The organism is Subsaxibacter sp. CAU 1640, assembly GCF_023156585.1.
Classification (GTDB): Bacteria; Bacteroidota; Bacteroidia; order Flavobacteriales; family Flavobacteriaceae; genus JBPOFM01.
In genome coordinates, this window is record NZ_JALNMI010000002.1 from 188857 (window position 1) to 206428 (window position 17572).

Annotated in this window: 16 protein-coding genes; 7 read left to right on the forward strand and 9 right to left on the reverse strand. The window is 36.2% G+C overall.

Features of this window, described 5'->3' with window-relative positions; all coding sequences use genetic code 11:
• Nucleotides 1-13 precede the first annotated feature (13 nt).
• From M0G43_RS05380 to M0G43_RS05390, 3 genes are read left to right on the forward strand one after another with little or no spacing between them, the layout of a single operon-like run.
• On the forward strand, nt 14-544 hold the full coding sequence (locus M0G43_RS05380; protein ID WP_248024170.1) for an RNA polymerase sigma factor: 531 nt from the start codon (nt 14-16) through the stop codon (nt 542-544).
• Nucleotides 545-1354: an anti-sigma factor domain-containing protein gene (locus M0G43_RS05385; protein WP_248024171.1), complete on the forward strand. Its 810-nt coding sequence runs from the start codon at nt 545-547 to the stop codon at nt 1352-1354.
• Between the two features lie 12 nt (nt 1355-1366).
• Nucleotides 1367-1834 carry a DUF1572 domain-containing protein gene (locus M0G43_RS05390; protein ID WP_248024173.1) on the forward strand — a complete coding sequence of 156 codons (468 nt, stop codon included), beginning with the start codon at nt 1367-1369 and terminating at the stop codon, nt 1832-1834.
• A 3-nt stretch (nt 1835-1837) separates the two neighbouring features.
• On the opposite strand, the gene M0G43_RS05395 is transcribed toward M0G43_RS05390, so the two are convergent.
• From M0G43_RS05395 to bshC, 6 genes are all read right to left on the reverse strand, one after another.
• Nucleotides 1838-2068: a DUF3820 family protein gene (locus M0G43_RS05395; RefSeq protein ID WP_411039852.1), complete on the reverse strand. Its 231-nt coding sequence runs from the start codon at nt 2066-2068 to the stop codon at nt 1838-1840.
• The gene (locus tag M0G43_RS05400) at nt 2068-2616 is read right to left on the reverse strand and encodes a DUF922 domain-containing protein (RefSeq protein ID WP_248024175.1); all 549 of its coding nucleotides are present in this window, start codon (nt 2614-2616) and stop codon (nt 2068-2070) included. The genes M0G43_RS05395 and M0G43_RS05400 overlap by 1 nt, the downstream gene beginning before the upstream one ends.
• Nucleotides 2616-3017 carry an OsmC family protein gene (locus M0G43_RS05405; RefSeq protein ID WP_248024178.1) on the reverse strand — a complete coding sequence of 134 codons (402 nt, stop codon included), beginning with the start codon at nt 3015-3017 and terminating at the stop codon, nt 2616-2618. The genes M0G43_RS05400 and M0G43_RS05405 overlap by 1 nt, the downstream gene beginning before the upstream one ends.
• Nucleotides 3014-4933, reverse strand: coding sequence for a LysM peptidoglycan-binding domain-containing protein (locus M0G43_RS05410; RefSeq protein ID WP_248024181.1), 1920 nt, complete (start codon nt 4931-4933; stop codon nt 3014-3016). The genes M0G43_RS05405 and M0G43_RS05410 overlap by 4 nt, the downstream gene beginning before the upstream one ends.
• 50 nt (nt 4934-4983) lie before the next feature.
• Nucleotides 4984-6519: a glutamine-hydrolyzing GMP synthase gene (gene guaA, locus M0G43_RS05415; protein WP_248024184.1), complete on the reverse strand. Its 1536-nt coding sequence runs from the start codon at nt 6517-6519 to the stop codon at nt 4984-4986.
• 98 nt (nt 6520-6617) lie between these two features.
• Nucleotides 6618-8216 (reverse strand): bacillithiol biosynthesis cysteine-adding enzyme BshC, encoded by a 1599-nt coding sequence (gene bshC / locus M0G43_RS05420; protein WP_248024187.1) that lies wholly within the window; start codon nt 8214-8216, stop codon nt 6618-6620.
• A 114-nt stretch (nt 8217-8330) separates the two neighbouring features.
• Between bshC and M0G43_RS05425 the strand changes: the two genes are divergently transcribed.
• Both M0G43_RS05425 and M0G43_RS05430 read left to right on the forward strand, forming a co-directional pair.
• On the forward strand, nt 8331-10823 hold the full coding sequence (locus tag M0G43_RS05425; RefSeq protein WP_248024189.1) for a M14 family metallopeptidase: 2493 nt from the start codon (nt 8331-8333) through the stop codon (nt 10821-10823).
• 14 nt (nt 10824-10837) lie between these two features.
• Nucleotides 10838-11908, forward strand: a complete 1071-nt coding sequence (locus M0G43_RS05430; protein ID WP_248024192.1) for a sensor histidine kinase — start codon at nt 10838-10840, stop codon at nt 11906-11908.
• On the opposite strand, the gene M0G43_RS05435 is transcribed toward M0G43_RS05430, so the two are convergent.
• Nucleotides 11901-12764: a bestrophin family protein gene (locus M0G43_RS05435; protein WP_248024194.1), complete on the reverse strand. Its 864-nt coding sequence runs from the start codon at nt 12762-12764 to the stop codon at nt 11901-11903. The two genes, M0G43_RS05430 and M0G43_RS05435, sit on opposite strands and share 8 nt — an antisense overlap.
• 118 nt (nt 12765-12882) lie before the next feature.
• Between M0G43_RS05435 and M0G43_RS05440 the strand changes: the two genes are divergently transcribed.
• Nucleotides 12883-15132, forward strand: coding sequence for an FUSC family protein (locus M0G43_RS05440; RefSeq protein ID WP_248024196.1), 2250 nt, complete (start codon nt 12883-12885; stop codon nt 15130-15132).
• Between the two features lie 81 nt (nt 15133-15213).
• Complete coding sequence (locus M0G43_RS05445) at nt 15214-16449, forward strand: DEAD/DEAH box helicase (protein WP_248024198.1); 1236 nt, start codon at nt 15214-15216, stop codon at nt 16447-16449.
• On the opposite strand, the gene M0G43_RS05450 is transcribed toward M0G43_RS05445, so the two are convergent.
• Both M0G43_RS05450 and M0G43_RS05455 read right to left on the reverse strand, forming a co-directional pair.
• Complete coding sequence (locus M0G43_RS05450) at nt 16446-16859, reverse strand: hypothetical protein (protein WP_248024200.1); 414 nt, start codon at nt 16857-16859, stop codon at nt 16446-16448. The genes M0G43_RS05445 and M0G43_RS05450 overlap by 4 nt on opposite strands.
• Nucleotides 16840-17550 (reverse strand): RNA polymerase sigma factor, encoded by a 711-nt coding sequence (locus tag M0G43_RS05455; RefSeq protein ID WP_317231426.1) that lies wholly within the window; start codon nt 17548-17550, stop codon nt 16840-16842. Before M0G43_RS05455 ends, M0G43_RS05450 begins: the two co-directional genes overlap by 20 nt.
• Nucleotides 17551-17572 lie beyond the last annotated feature (22 nt).

A 17572-nucleotide genomic window follows, 5' to 3' on the forward strand; every position in this document is an offset into this window, starting at 1 on the left:
TTCAAACAACTCTATGGAATTAGAAGAATTAGTTACCAAATTTCAGCAAAAAGACCAAAAAGCATTTGAGCAATTGTACGATATGTATGGTGATAGTATGCATGGTGTTATTTACAACATCGTTAGGGATAACGACATTGCTGAAGAAATAATGCAAGATGTTTTTATCAAGGCTTGGAACAATTCTGCCAGTTATTCAGCAGAAAAAGGACGCTTTTTCACATGGATATTGAACATAGCTCGCAATGCTGCCATAGACAAAACGCGCTCCAAAGCATTCAAAAACTCTAAAAAAAACCTAGATGCCGAATATTTCGTAGATATTTTGCAAACAAGCGATAACCTAGATGACAAGACGGATGCCATCGGGATTAAGAAGTTTGTCAGCAAACTAGCCAAAAAGTGTATTGAAGTGATTGAGCTGTTATATTTTAAAGGATATACACAGCAAGAGGCTTCAGAAGCACTCGACATGCCTATCGGCACCGTCAAAACACGAAATAGAAACTGTATTAAAGAATTGCGAAACATCGTATTGAGATAAATGGATATTAACGCTTACATAGAATCTGGGATATTGGAGCTATATGTCGCTGGATCACTTTCTGAAGAAGAAAACAGAGAAATCTACAAGCTAATGCTGAAACACCCTGAAATCCTTCAGGAAGTGTTGGAGATTGAAGCTGCTGTTATTAAACTTACGGCTGCTACTTCTAGAGGCACAAAAGCTAGAATCTTTGCGCTTATCAAAGAGAAACTTCAGTTCAATAACAATAAACAATCCAAAGTTGTTGAAATCTCAAAACCAAAATATAACTGGTTCACTTATACAGGATGGGCTGCTGCCATCATACTTGGCATTGGGCTATACTGGGTCTTGAACCAAAACCAGCAATTGGAATCTGATTTGAAAGTGGCCGAAAAGGAGCAATTCTCTTTGGAAACACAAATTGCCGAGGCTGAAGCTGACCTTGAAGATAGCAAGGAATTATTGAATGTACTTCGAGCTAAAGATATCATCACTGTTCCATTGGGTGGACAGGGCAATTTTGCCGATACTTATGCCAAAGTGTATTGGGATAAAAACTCAAAACAAATTTATTTAGATGCAAAAGGTCTACCAGCTCCTCCACCAGGCAAAGTATATCAGGTTTGGTCTTTAAAATTATCGCCATTGACGCCAGTAAGTCTTGGAACCATAGACGATTTTATGCAGGATGAAAATAAAATCTTTGAAATCGAAAACCTGAATGAAAGTGAAGCATTTGGAATAACACTTGAGCCTACTGGAGGAAGTGAAACACCTACTATGGAGCAATTGTATACTCTAGGTGTCGTGGCGAGTAATCCATAAAATTCTTAAAATTTGAATTCCCAAAGTAGTCAACTGGCCAATAGATTCCGGGAAGTCATCCTAAATGGTAAATGGGTAGCCAATACGAATTTCAAGGAGCAGGTTTCGAATGTGACTTTGGATGATGCCACAAAGAAAATTGGCTCTTTAAACACTATTGCTTTACTCACATTTCATATTCATTATTATGTAGCTGGAGTGTTGAAAGTTTTGGAAGGCGGCTCTCTAGAGATTAGTGATAAATTCAGTTTTGACATAAAGCCAAATTTTTCTAAAGATGATTGGGAGCTTTTAAAAAGCAATCTTTGGAATGATGCCGAACGCTTCGCAACACTTGTAGAACAAATTCCTGATTCCAAATTAAACGACGTGTTTGTTGATGCAAAATATGGCACTTACCTTCGAAACATTGATGGAATGATAGAACATTGTTATTACCATTTAGGACAAATAGTATTGATCAAGAAGTTATTGAAGTAAATTTTACTTTGGGTAGGTTTGCTTAATGGTTCGGATGAGATCTTCCAATCCGTTGAGTTTAATCTCATACATCTGGGCCATCATCTCACCTAATTTTCCAGTTGGAAAACCTTTTCCTTGATACCAAACATAATAATACTCCGGAATATCTATCAAATAGTAGTTTTTGTATTTTCCGAAAGGCATTTTGGTATGTGCCAATTTGATCAAAAATTCTTTGTCAGGCTGCAACATTAATCTTTCGATTTAAAATCTTTCAACTTATCTAGCTCTTGCTTTACAAAAAGATTCCATTTCAATTGAGATTCCACATTTCTAGAATTATCAGTCTCTTGATCGTACAGGTTTTGAGTAACAGCTACTTCTTTGTTGATATTCAAATGCAGTTCACGAAGTTCTGATTTGAGATTGTTTGACACTTTCAATTTTGAGATTTGCTGCCTGAATTTCCTAACATATAACTCTGTGATATCAAAGTGTAATTGCTCGTGCGCCAAGATATAATCTGTGCCTTGCTCTTTGATATACCAAGATTTCTTTGGATAAAAATGGGCGTATACTTTCGTGTTAAAACTTACAGGCCTACCGTCTGCTTCTTGTAGTGAAAATTCAAATGTAATTCCTGAAGCTGTCACCGCGACGGCGTCTACATTTTGTTGAGGAGAACCTTTAAAATGGTTCCAATTGAGCTTGAAGTCATCGCTCCAAGAAATAGCTTCATCATTTGAAGTTGTTGAAGGAAAACAAACCCAAATCAGTATTAAAAAAACTCTCGTAAGCATCAGTGCCAATTAAAAACAATCACTCTTTCAATATCTGGATGCAGACTGTGATGTACAGGACAGGTATTGGCAGTATGTTCTAGAATCTTGCGAGTTTTGTCATCAGCTTCAAAAGGAAGATCAAAAGTCACTTCAATTTTAGAAATTCTTCGAGGATTGGAAGCCATAGTTTTTAAAACTGAAGCTGTTGTACCTTGTATATCCACATTCAAATCTTTTGCCTTGATACCCATAACCGTCAGCATACAACTTGCCAAACCTGTTGCAACCGTATCTGTAGGTGAAAACGCTTCGCCTCTTCCATTATTGTCCAAAGGCGCGTCTGTTATGAATGAATTATCAGACTGAAGGTGAACACACTCCGTTCGTAAATCACCTAGATAAGTTACTTTTGAAGTCATCTTTTTGCCTCTACAATTGTTAAATCTGGAGTGTACTGAAGAATGTAAACAGATTCGTTATAGTAACCACCGGAAAGCTTTTTGGCATATCTAAACTTGTTCTCTAGATATTCTGTTTCCACATCATTAGTTGAAGCCAAAAAGAAATCATCATTTGAAGACAAGCGCAACAAAACGTCTAAAGTCAAGTCAAAGCCTCTTACGGCATACTTATTTGGCTCCACGCCATATTCTTTTTTGTAATTTTTCACAAAACCATTTGGCATATCGGTATCGTGAAGTTTGTTGACAGATGGATAGTGAAATTTCAGATTGCTCAAATGAAAATTGGATAAATGCTCGTAGTCGAAGGCATCGTTTTTATTTGTCGTTACCAAAATAATTTCTCTCTCCCTGTTGGTCATGCTATTCAAAGTACTAACCACATTCAATACTAGCCCTGCATTGCTGGTTTCTAAAAACACATAATTCTTTCCGCTTTTTAATACAGCACTAAAATCGGCTGTATTGACGTAGAATGCATCCTTTCCTTCTTTGTTTTTCTTTGAAAATATTTGAGAGGCATTCGGGATATAGCTTTTGATTCGGTCACTCAAAGCTCGACTCGCTCCATCGGAAACAATTACCACATTAGACCGCAAAGAATCTGCTTTGACATATGTAATCATGGCTTTTTCCAAATCTTCCTCATTAGGAATAGTTTGAAATACATTATCATAAAGACTAGTTGGTTTCATCAAAGGAGAAATTGCTGGCACATGGTCGCTTCTTAATTGGGAAGCTACTCTATCAAAATGACTTGCCATGATAGGACCAATAACTGCGTCATAACCTGAAAAGTCATTTTTGGAAAGAATATTGGAGATTTCCGCACTTTGATTTTCGGTATCAAACACTTTCATATTTGTTGAAACACCCAATTGTTTGGCCGAATCCAAAGCCATTTTTACACCAGCATAAAAATCAAGCGTCACAGAAATCAAACGATCATTCTTGATGTAATCCTTTGCTTCTTGCACTGAATCCGCATCAATTCTATTTAATTTGAAAGGTAACAATAACCCCAGACGTTTTGTTTTAGTATTCTTTAGAGATTTTGTAAGATCGCTACTTTCAATAGTACCATCAACTGTTCCCACGGTGACGTTTGCTGGAACTTTCAACACCATACCTTCTTTCAGTCCTGTTTGTTTGATTCCCGGATTCAAGGCTTCTAATTGATCTTCAGTCAATCCCAGTTTTACTTTCAATCGATAAAAACCTTCTTTAGGCAAAACCTCATAATAGTTGTAATTTGGTTCGGCTGATTTTTCTTCTGTCGTTTCAAGATTAGGCACATTAATTTCGTCACCTGGCTGCAGCACTTCTGCCATATTTGGATTTAAAGCCTGTAATTCAGGAACTGTCAACCCAAACTTATAGGCAATTCGCCATTTGCCTTCTTTAGGCTGAACAACATATTTCTTAATAGTATTTTCCTTTACAGTCACATTGGAAACGATGGTCTTATATCTCGGAATACGAATTTTATCACCTTTTTTAAGGTTTTCGGAATACAACTGTCTATTGTGCTCCTTTATGTCTGAAATCTCAATATTGTACTCTTTGGATATGCTATACAGAGTTTCTTTCTTTTTTACTTTATGAGTTTCGTAGCCAATTAATTCTTTCTTTTCGACTTTCTCATTACCACCATAAGTTAATTTGGTATTCGGGATAATCAAAACATCATTGACAGACAGCTTTTTTTTCGCATCAGGATTTAAGGCATACACATCAGCAGTTGTAATTTGATATTGCCTTGCGATACTCTCAACGGTATCTCCTTGCTTAACAATATGTGTCTTAAAGTTTTGCGAGACAGCAAATGTTTGAAAAGACACTATTGCTATAATGATTAAAAGAAGTTTTCTCATAGTTTTTGTTATAAATATACTGTAAACTGCCACTGCCACTGCTTACTTCATTATTCCCACTCAATGGTGGCAGGCGGTTTAGAACTAATATCGTATACTACTCTATTAACGCCCTTTACTTTATTTATTATTTCGTTTGAGGTTTTTTGCAAGAACTCATAAGGTAAATTTACCCAATCTGCCGTCATTCCATCGGTACTTTCCACTGCTCTCAATGCAACACATTTTTCATAAGTTCGCTCATCGCCCATTACACCAACGCTATTTACAGGTAAAAGAATTGCGCCTGCTTGCCAAACCTTATCATATAAATCCCATTCTCGCAAATTATTGATAAACACCGCATCAACTTCCTGTAAGATACGAACTTTTTCGGCAGTGATGTCACCCAAAATTCGAATGGCCAAACCAGGACCTGGAAACGGATGACGTCCCAATAAATCCTTGTCCATTCCCATCGTAGCTCCTACCCTTCTTACCTCATCTTTAAACAAGGCCTTCAACGGCTCAACGATTTTCAGTTTCATAAAATCGGGCAATCCACCTACATTGTGATGACTCTTGATAGTTGCACTTGGACCACCTGTTGCCGAAACACTTTCAATTACATCAGGATAAATAGTACCTTGTGCAAGCCATTTTACATCTTCAATCAAATGCGCTTCATCATCAAACACCTCAATGAACACGCGACCAATTGCTTTACGTTTCTGTTCTGGGTCGCTCAATCCACTCAAGGCATCCAAAAAGCGTGCCGAAGCATCGACACCTTTTACATTGAGTCCCATTCCTTCGTATTGCTTGAGAACGCTTTCGAACTCATTTTTACGAAGCAATCCATTATTTACAAAAATGCAGTAAAGGTTTTTACCAATCGCATTATGAAGAAGAATGGCTGCTACCGAAGAATCTACACCACCTGAAAGACCAAGAACCACTTTATCATTACCCACTTGTTCTTTCAATGCTTCCACAGTTTCTTCTACAAATGATTGCGGTGTCCAGTCTTGATTTACCTTGGCGATGTGCACCAAGAAATTTTCCAACAGTTGTTTGCCATCAGTAGAATGATAGACTTCTGGATGAAACTGTATGCCATAGGTCATTTCGCCTTCAATGGCATAAGCTGCGTTTTCAACATCTTTGGTACTGGCTATCAAAATTCCATTTCCAGGCAGTTCTTTGATGGTATCACTATGGCTCATCCATACTTGACTTCCTGCATCGATATGATTGAACAATGGTTCTTTTACTTTTACAAAAGATAGATTTGCCCTACCGTACTCTCGAGTGTTGGACGCTTCAACCTTTCCACCAGAAAAATGTGCCAAATATTGTGCGCCATAACAGACGGCCAACAGAGGTTTTTTACCTCTGATGTTTGACAAATCGGGATGTGGTGCATCTTCCGCTCTCACAGAAAAAGGACTTCCTGATAAAATGACCGCTTTATAGCTATCGATTTCTGAAGGGATTTTATTAAAAGGATGGATTTCGCAATAAATATTGAGTTCTCGGACTCTTCTTGCTATCAATTGGGTATATTGAGACCCAAAATCTAAAATAAGGACTTTGTTGTGTTGCATATGCAAAAATAGAAAGGATTTGGGAATTACGTTTTACGATTCAGTATTTTTTGGACTTACTTTTTAACAAATATTCCAACAGAAAACACTTATCATTTCTAAAGAGTTACAATCGAGAATTCAGACTTTAGTGGTTCTAACTCGTGCATCAACTTTGAAATAAAATCCTCGCCATATTCCAAATAAAACTCTGAAAAATTTAGGTTTCGTTCTTGCAGGCTTTGTCTTGGGAACAATTCATTTTGAAGTAATCTTACGCGCTCCAGAACATCTTCCAATTTTCTCTTTTGGGCTTTCAACAAGCGATGTTCCAGATTTTCAAGACCTTTGATTTGCTTTGTTTCTTGTGCTGCAACGGCACCTTTAAATGAGGCATCTGTTTGTTCCGCAAGACGATACATATCTTCAAACTGCTTTTTCAAATGTTCTTTCTGCGGAGTAAAATCAATGCTGATATCAGAAATCTCTTTTGTGACTTTCGTCATCAAATCATCTTGATGAAGAAACAAATCAGCGACGGATAAATTCAATTTTTGAAGTTTTTCCTTTTGCTTGTCCGTAATCAAAAGTACAGAATTACGAAGCAACAAAATGGGAAACGTCACCTGCTGTGCTTCAAAACTAGACTTTAACTGCAACCAATATGCCAATTCACCTCCACCTCCAATGTAACAGAGGTTTGGCAAAATGACTTCCTGGTATAATGGTCGAGTGATGACGTTTGGGCTAAAACGTTCTGGAAACTCGTGTAATTCCTTGATAATTTCATTTTTGCACCATCTGATTTCTGTGTCCAAAACACCAAAAGTTTCATCAGATTCAAGGATACGTTCACGCAGTCCATCTTTAATGTAGAAAAGATTGATTTCTCTTGGATGAACCTGGATTTTGTAATTGGAATTGTGGTTTAACTGCTGATTTGTTTCTGACACTTTTGAAAAAGACGTATGTTCCAACAATTCTTTTTCAACATAGGGCAAAAACTGTCTTTTTAAAGTTGAATCATTACCATCGATAATTACCAAACCGTAAATCCTGAACAATTCGTTCACCAAAAAACGTGTGGCAGAGGTTAAATCAGAATGTTCTAAATAAGCATTCTTGAACAGTTCTTTCAACGATTCTGCATTTCGGCTTTTGTCCAACTGCGACGAAAAAACCTCAAAAACCTGGTCCAATCCGGTTAAATCCAATTCGCCAACAGCTCCAGATGCATTTCTATTCCATTGAACTTTCTTTCCTTTAAAATTGAAATAATTGATTTCCTCAAAATCGTGGTCCTCGCTCGCCATCCAATAAATTGGCACAAAATTGAATTCGGAATAAGCCTCTTTCAATTCCTTGCACAAATTAATGGTCGAAATAATCTTATAAAAGAAATAAAGTGGTCCAGTAAAAAGGTTCAATTGATGCCCTGTTGTGACTGTAAATGTGGTATTGTGTTTCAGTAAATCGATATTGGTAAGTGTCATTGATGAAATGCTCAACCCTTCATATTGACACATCAATGATTCTATCAACTGCTTTCTATTGGAATGGTCAAAAGACTTTTGTTTTTCCTCAATCTGCAATTTGAAATTTTCCAGAGTAGGAAAACGATTACAGAAAGGCTTTAAATGTTCATTTTCGTCTAAATAATCACAGATAAGGGGTGAAAAATAATTGGTATTTCTAAACGCGATTGAGTCTGATGGCATAGTCGATTCTGAATTCTTTGGTAAAGATAATGTTCTTAACTTTTTTAACTACTAAATTTTAGTTAATTCCAATTTGGTAAGTATCTTTACTTTCTTAATCTTTCGTATCAAAAAATGAAAAAACTGTTCTTCGCTTTCATTGTAATTGCCTGGCATACAACACTTTTTTTTGGTCAACAAATCACTTCCCCAAAAGACTTTTTAGGTTATGAAGTGGGAACTCGCTTTTCGAGACATCATCAAGTTGTTGACTACTTCAAAAAGGTAGAATCAGAGCTTCCAAAGCAGATTAAATTAGAAAAATATGGAGAAACCTATGAGCATCGACCTTTGTATGTGGCCTATATTTCTTCTGAAGAAAACATAAAAAATTTAGAGACAATTCGTGAAAACAACCTTAAGAATATAGGTGTGATTGATGGCAATTCATCATCAAATGATGTTGCGTTTGTTTGGTTAAGTTATAACGTGCACGGCGCCGAAGCTTCAAGTACAGAGGCTTCTATGAAAACTATTTATGAACTCTTGACGAAACATCAAGAATGGTTAAAAAATACGGTTGTGATCATAGACCCTTGTTTAAATCCTGATGGACGCGATAGATATGTCAACTGGTACAACCAAACAGCGAGAACTCCTTACGACACCAATCAGCAAGCCAGTGAGAGCAATCAACCTTGGCCAGGCGGACGGCCTAATCATTATTTGTTCGATTTAAACAGAGATTGGGCTTGGGCAACGCAGGTGGAATCACAATCACGATTGAAAATTTACAACAACTGGCTTCCTCAAATCCATGTTGATTTTCATGAGCAAGGTATGAATGAACCTTACTATTTTGCTCCAGCAGCAGAACCTTTTCATGAGATCATTTCAGATTGGCAGCGCGATTTTCAGACACAAATAGGCAAAAACAATGCGAAGTACTTTGATGAGAACGGTTGGCTGTATTTTACGAAAGAGCGCTTTGATTTGCTCTATCCTAGCTATGGCGATACGTATCCAACCTATCTTGGAGCCATCGGAATGACTTATGAGCAAGCTGGACAGTCTGGTTTGGGAGTTCTTAATGATGAAGGCATAGTACTGACACTTGTGGACAGAGTTTCACATCATACAGTTACTGGTCTTTCGACTATAGAGATAGCTTCGCAAAATGCTGAAAAACTCAACAGTGAATTCAAAAAATACTTTGATTCAAATTCAAACTTGAAAACAAAAAGTTATGTTCTGCAAGGTGATAAAGATAAAATCGAATCTCTGAAAGAACTCTTGGATCAGCATCAAATTAAATATGGATATGCTTCCAACGGTAAAATTAGTGGCTACAATTATAACTCACAAAACGAAGGAAGCATTAATACCACTTCAGCAGATTTGGTAGTAAGCACCAATCAACCAAAAGGGAAAATGGTGGATGTCTTATTTGAACCTCAAACCAAACTTGTGGATTCTTTGACCTATGATATCACCGCTTGGAGTCTTCCGTATGCATATGGGTTAAACGCTGTTGCCACGAATAAACTAGCATCTACAAGTGTGACTACTGCCACACCTACATTGAACAGCAAAAACGAGAATGCCGTGGCCTATCTTTCAAAATGGAATCATCTTAAAGATGCCAAATTCTTGTCTGAATTATTGAAACAAAATATTAAAGTTCGTTTTACGGAAAAATCATTTACAACAGCTTCAACAGACCAAACTTTTGATAGAGGTTCTTTAATTATCACAAGAGGTGATAACAGTGCCATTAAGGATTTTGATGACAAGATAATTGATGCCGCCAATAAATTCAGAAGAATTGTAACAAGTGTTTCTTCTGGTTTTTCAAAATCTGGACCTGATTTTGGTTCTCCAGATGTCAAATTGGTTACAAAACCCAAAATAGCCATACTTTGTGGAGATTATGTCTCTACTTTGAACTATGGTGAATTGTGGCATTTTTTCGAGCAACAATTGAACTTCCCAGTAACATCCATTAATACAAACGATTTTAAAAAAATTAATTTGAACAAATACAATATTTTGATTATTCCCAATGGTTACTTTTCAGGATATTTCGACGATGATACATTAAAATCTTTAAGAACATGGGTAAATAATGGTGGAAAGTTGATAGCCATCGATGGTGCATTGAAAATTTTTGCTGACAAAGAAGGATTTAATCTTAAGCGTACAAAATCTCAAGATACAATTCACGCTCAAAACAACCTTATCCCTTATGCCGAGAGAGAACGAGAATCTGCAAAGGGTTTTATTATTGGAGCTATTTTTAAGAGTAATGTGGATAAAACGCACCCTATGGCTTTTGGTTATGACAATTCATATTTTACCTTAAAATTGGGAAGTGATAGCTACAGTCTGCTAGATAATGGTTACAATATCGCTTGGCTTGGAGAAAACGCCAAATCTGTTTCTGGCTTTGTAGGAAGTAATGCCGAAAAGAATATGAAAAATACACTCTTATTTGGCGAAGAAAACCTTGGCAAAGGTAGTATCGTATATATGGTCGACAATACGCTATTCAGAAGTTTTTGGGAGAACGGTAAATTATTTTTGGCAAATGCCATTTTCTTCGTTAATAACAATAGTTTTGAACTGTAATCACTAACATCCCCATGTTTTACATAGATAGAGTAAAAAACAGACCATTAGCCATTCTGCTAACACTTATCTCATTTACAATCATTACATCTCTCGATTATTTATCTGGATCTGAAATGTCATTCTCCATATTTTATCTGATTCCTGTTTCCATTCTTTCTGTTAGTAGAACCTCAAACAAACATATTATTTTTTCGGCATCTCTTCTAGCAGCTATATGTTGGCTTTATGTTGATTATAACAGTAAGGAATATTCATCATTATTCTTTCCTTTTTGGAATGCGTTTGTACGTTTGATAATATTTATAACGGTTGGATTGTTGATATATTCCTTTCGTTTAAGAACAGATGCATTTAAACAAAGCAACAAACAGCTTCAAGATTTAAATGAAGAAAAAAACAGATTTATAGGAATGGCAGCGCATGACATCCGAAATCCTGTAAGTGGTATTTACAGTTTTTCTGATTTGCTTTTAAGCGATAAAAATTCCAAGATGAATGAGGAAGAAGTGGAAATTGTGCAATTGATGAAATCGTTAAGCCAAAACGTTCTTGATATTATAAAGAATCTATTGGATGTTGCTACAATTGAATCAGGAAAAATAGAGCTCAATTATAAAACACAGGATTACGTAAAATTTGTGCAGGAGCAGATTTATATCAATCAATTATTGGCCAATCAAAAAGGTATCAATATTAAGTTGCAATCTGAAACCCCTGAAATTGTTGCTGATTTCGACAGTCATTATATGACGGAAGTACTCAACAACTTACTATCAAATGCCATCAAGTATTCAGAAAAAAATAGCAATATCCAAGTGAAAATTTCATCCAAAGATGATCATATTTTGACCGAAGTTATAGACAAAGGCCAAGGAATTCCTTTGGATGAACAGAAAAAACTATTCAATTATTTCCAAAAAACGAGCACACAACCCACAGATGGTGAAACTAGTACAGGTTTAGGATTAGCAATTGTTAAAAAAATAGTGACTGCCTTTAAAGGACAAATTGGTGTCAAAAGTGACCTGAATAAAGGTTCCAATTTTTACTTTACATTTCCCGTGAACAATATGCCTAAATAATCTCTTCTACATGTTTTTTAATGTTGGAAGCAATTTTTTCTATCGGAAGGTCATTGGCATCCAATCCAAATGGATCCTCGATTTCTTCAGCAATCAACTCCAAACTGGCCAAAACGTAAAAGACAAAAATGACAACAGGAACGGCATAATATCCTAAACTAAAAACATATCCAAATGGAAGCGTCATCACATAGAAAAAGATAAATTTTTTGATAAAAGCACTGTAAGAGTATGGAATAGGAGTGTTTTTGATTCGTTCACACGCACCACAAATATCAGTAAACGACTGCACTTCTGCATTCAAAACAATCAATTGGTCTCCCGTGATTTTCTTTTGATCATACAAATCATTGACCTTTTGAAATATCATTTTCGCTACCTGATTTGGTCTGTGTTTTTTATGGTCAATTTCCATGCTGTCGTCATCAAATAATTGTTTGCTGGTTTCAACATTTGTCAAATGTTTCCCTAAAATTGAAGCATAACTTGGAATTGTTTTCCTAAAATAATCCCTATCGTGTTTTTCCTTCAAGATAACTGCAAGTTTTATAGCAAGATTTCTGCTATTATTCACCAATGCGCCCCAAAGTTTTCTCCCTTCCCACCAACGGTCATAAGCAGTATTTGTTCTAAAAACCAGCAACAATGAAATCACAAAACCAAGCATTCCATGCATCACTGTAATGTTGGCCAAATGACTTTTTTCAGAGAGCTGCCAATATTCCAATTCTAAATAGCCAACACCATAAGTATAAAGTCCCATAAAAATCATCATAGGAATCAGTTTTCTAAACGTGTCAGATTTATGAAAACGAAAAATAAAAGTTATCCAGTCTTTAGGATTGTATTGTACCATTCTGAATCGATTGTCAATTGGGTTGCTAAAATAGAAAATGTTTTTGTCAAGGTACAATTAACGTCTCGTTATTAACCCTTCGGTCATAAATAAATTACCTTTGCAACGAATTATTTCTATGATAAGTCAATACTTAAAATCGCTCGAATTATTCCTAAAAAGCGCTCATTTTTTTAGAGGCATTGTCTTGACGGTTGCCGTTATTAGCCCTTTATTCATTCTTAACTATTTCGGACATTTTGAATGGGCTCCATCTATTGTGATTGGTGCTTTTTTAAATGCTCCTGCCGATATTCCAGGCAGTCTCAAACGAAAAGTCAATGGTATTTTGATAGGCGTTTGCCTTACTATGCTGGTAACGCTGTTGGTTCATTTTTCAAAACCGTTATTGCCACTGCTTTTGATAGTCATGATGATTTTATCGTTTACAATTTCACTCATTTCTGTCTTCGGATTTAGGGCTTCTTTGCTTTCGTTTTCTGGACTTTTAGCTATGGTTTTGGCATTTGCAATTGAAAAAGAAACACCTGAAGCTATTTTTACACATGTCGGATTTATGGGCATCGGTGGAATATGGTATCTGCTGGTATCGCTAGCGTTACATCGAATCCTACCAAGAAAGGATGAAGACCAATTTCTGTCAGAAACACTTTATTTAATTGGCGATTACATCAAACTTCGAGGCGAATTACTCACCAAGAAAGATAAACGAAGTGAATTGCTTCAAAAGACCTTTACACTTCAAACGCAGATAAACGACAGGCACGAATCCTTAAGGGAATTACTATTGGATGAACGAAGACGCTCTGGTCGTTCACATTTGGATGAAAAACGACTGCTCATCTTCATTTCATCGGTTGACATGCTAGAGCTTGCTATTGCCAACCATCTAGATTACGACCATATGGACACCCTATTTGCTGATCATCAAGAACAATTGAAAACCTTCCAGCAATTCAATAAAATGATGGGAAAACATTTAAAGCAGCTTTCTGAAATGTTCATTAAAAGAACAAAAATTCCTTCGGATGAAGATTTATTGAGTGCTCAAAAAAACACCAACGATGCCATCAATCAATATATTGAAGCACTAAAACTTCCTAAAGCAAGAGAAGGCGCTCTTCTATTGAGAAATCTTTATGATTACCAAGCACAGATGTTGCAATATATTCAATCAATATCGCGCGTAATGGACAATGTGAAAAATGCATCAATAGTTTCTTTCAAACGACAAGATTCTAGTCATTTTTTAACCTTGCAAGAATATCGACTAGACATGATATTGCAGCATTTAAGTTTGAATTCTGCGATTTTTAGACATGCACTTCGTATCACGTTTGCTATTTTGTTCGCTTTTGTTCTAGGAACGTTTTTGGATATCCAAAACACCTATTGGATTATCCTGACCGTTATAGTTATCTTGAGACCCAACTATGGCCTCACAAAGGAACGTTCCAAACAACGTATTATCGGCACAGTCATTGGCGCCATAGTTGCAATTGGTATTGTAATAATGACACAAAATGCAACATTATATGCCATTTTATCTATTGTCTCGTTGACTTTTGCGTTTTCTTTGATTCAGCAAAATTACACCTCTGGTGCAGCATTCATTACAATCAGTATCATCTTTTTATATGGTTTGTTGCATCCAGATGCATTTTCTGTCATTCAATATAGAGTCATTGACACAGTAATTGGTGCTGCCATCGCATTTACTGCTAGCTTTGCATTGTGGCCTACTTGGGAAGCTTCTAATATCAAACTTGTATTGCTCGATGCTATCGAACGAAACAAGCATTATTTAGAAGAAACCAAAGACTTATATCATCATAAAAACAAATCTTTGCTCAAGTATAAGGTAGCACGAAAGCAAGCTTTTTTGGCCACGGGAAATTTGAACGCAGCTTTTCAACGTTTGATGCAAGAACCAAAGTCTAAACGCGCATCATCTGAATTGATATATGACATGGTCACACTCAATCAAACCTTTCTATCTGCTACGGCATCTATAGGAAGTTTTATCATCAACCATCAAACTACTCCAGCATCTGAAGCATTTGATGATGTCATCTCAAAAATAAATTACTCGTTGAATGCTTCCATTTCCATATTGAATCAGCAGCAAATAGAAGGGAATATCAACATTCAAACTGTTCAAAATGCACAAGATACACTTTTGAAAGCCTATCAAAATTTGTCTGATGCGCGCGACAAAAAAATTGAAGAAGGAAACACAGAAATTGATCAGCAAACCTTGACGCGTCTGCAAGAAGCCCATTTAATCTATAATCAATTGATTTGGCTCCAAACGCTCTCTGATAATTTGAAAAAAGCATCACGTCGTTACCAGTCAACATTTGAATAAGACATCGAGAGTCATAACACATGTAAAGATTACGTTAAAAAGGCTAAAACTTTTCAGCTATCTTTGTAAAAATTATTCTTGATGTCATTTAAAGACCTAAACCTCAACAAACCCATCCAAAAAGCCATTGAAGAAGCTGGTTACGTTGAACCAACCCTTATTCAGGAAAAAACAATTCCGCTGATTCTTGAAAAGAAAGATGTGATAGCGTCAGCACAAACAGGAACTGGAAAAACAGCAGCCTTTGCTTTGCCAATTCTTCAATTGTTGTTTGACAAGCAAGATGCTCCCAAAAAAGGAAAAAAAATAAGAACATTAGTTGTCAGTCCTACACGTGAGCTTGCGGTTCAAATAAATGCCAATTTCAAAACTTACGGAAAACACACCAATCTCCGCTCTACAGTGATTTTTGGAGGAACAGGGATTGAGCCGCAAATTGACATTCTTGAAAAGGGTGTTGATATTGTAGTGGGTACACCAGGACGTTTGCTCGATTTGCATAAGCAAGATGTTTTGAACCTTGATTACGTTGAAATTTTAGTATTGGACGAGGCTGATTTAATGTTGGATATGGGTTTTATAGACGATGTCAGAAAAATTGAAAGGCTTTGTCCGGAAGATAAGCAAACCTTGCTTTTTTCAGCAACTATGCCATTTAAGGTAGAACAATTGGCGACCACCATATTAAAATCGCCAGAGAGAATTGAAGTGACACCTGCTTCATCTGCCGCAAAAAACGTAAGTCAAGTTTTATATTATGTCCCAAAAAGAAACAAGATAGAATTGTGCCTACATTTATTGAGAAACACTATCAAGGGAAGCATTCTGATTTTTAGACGAACAAAATTCGGAGTTGATAAATTGGAACAGACCTTATTGAAAAATGGCTACAAGGTAGAAACGATTCACGGCGACAAAACTCAAAATGACAGACAGTCTGCATTGAATAAGTTCAAACACAAAGAAGCGAACATTCTTATCGCCACAGATGTAGCCGCAAGAGGTATTGATATTGATGAACTGGATGCAGTCATAAATTTTGATATGCCAAACGTACCTGAAACTTATGTGCATCGCATTGGAAGAACTGGTCGTGCCGGAAATGCAGGAATGGCATATTCTATGTGTTCAGCTGATGAAAAAACGTATGTAAAAACCATTCAACAGCTTATCAATGTTCAAATTCCTGTTGAAGAAGACCATCCGTATCCATTAGACCCGAAAGCAAAACCCATCGTGCACAAAAAACAAGGTAGTAAGCATAAAAAAGGTCGAAAGGGACAAGGTTCTAAAGGCCGGAAAAAACGCTGGTATTAACCTTCAAAACGTTTGTCAAAGTAATTTTTGAGAAATGTAAGCTGTACCAATAACATCATTGCAAATACTCCGACGATGTAAGCAGCTGTCTTTGGTGCTTTTATTTGGCTGAAAACATTCGAAATCTTGTCTAAATTCATTTCATTGAAGTTGATGCGATTAAACCAATCGGAAGTTTCAGGTTTGTTTACAAAGACAGTATAAACCAAAAACGAAATGAATACAACAGCAATCAAAGCCCAAACGCGTTTCGTAATCAACGGCTTATAAACCGTCGTAAGAGACTGTTTTGATGACTCCAATTGAGACATCACATTCGCAGTAAAATCCAGAGAAGGTGATTCCAAAGTAGATTTTTTCATCACTTTCCCAACTAACTGTTCTATATGTTTATCGACGTTCTCTTTCATAAATAATAAGTATTTCCGGTTCCAATCGTTGTTTCAATATGGTTGCCAATTTCTTTCGGCTTCTATGAAGCCTCACTTTTAAGGTATTGGCTTCCACGTTTACTATTTTGGAAATTTCTTCCAAAGATAGTTCTTCAAAATAAAACAATGTCAAAATAAAACTATCATCGCTAGGCAAAAGCTGAATACATTCCTGAATAGCTTGTTCCTGCTCAAAAGTCTCCAATTTTTCCAAAGCATTGTCAATGGTTTTTATCTTATGCTCAGTAAACTCATCTATTGAGACCTCATCAAATTTACGTCTATTTCGTTTAATTCGATCCAAGCAAGTGTTGTAAGCTACCCTATAAATCCACGTAGAAAATTTAGATTCACCCTTAAACTTTCCCAAAGATTTATATACTTTGATAAATGTATCTTGAGACACCTCTTCTGCTTCTTCCCTATTTTTCAACATTCTAATCGCCAGCGTAAACACCAAATCTTTATACTGCTCCACCAAAATAGCAAACGCCTTGGTATCGCCCTCAATGATTTGATTGATGATGTGTTCTTCGTTGGTGGTCATTTGAATGTTTGACGACCTATCTTCATCATCGGTTACAATGAATTGAAAAAAATAATTTGAAAAAATTGTAACCATTATTGAAAAGCTGTCGTCATAAGCTATGAACACATTAAAATTAATCAATTAAAACGAACAATTTAATCTA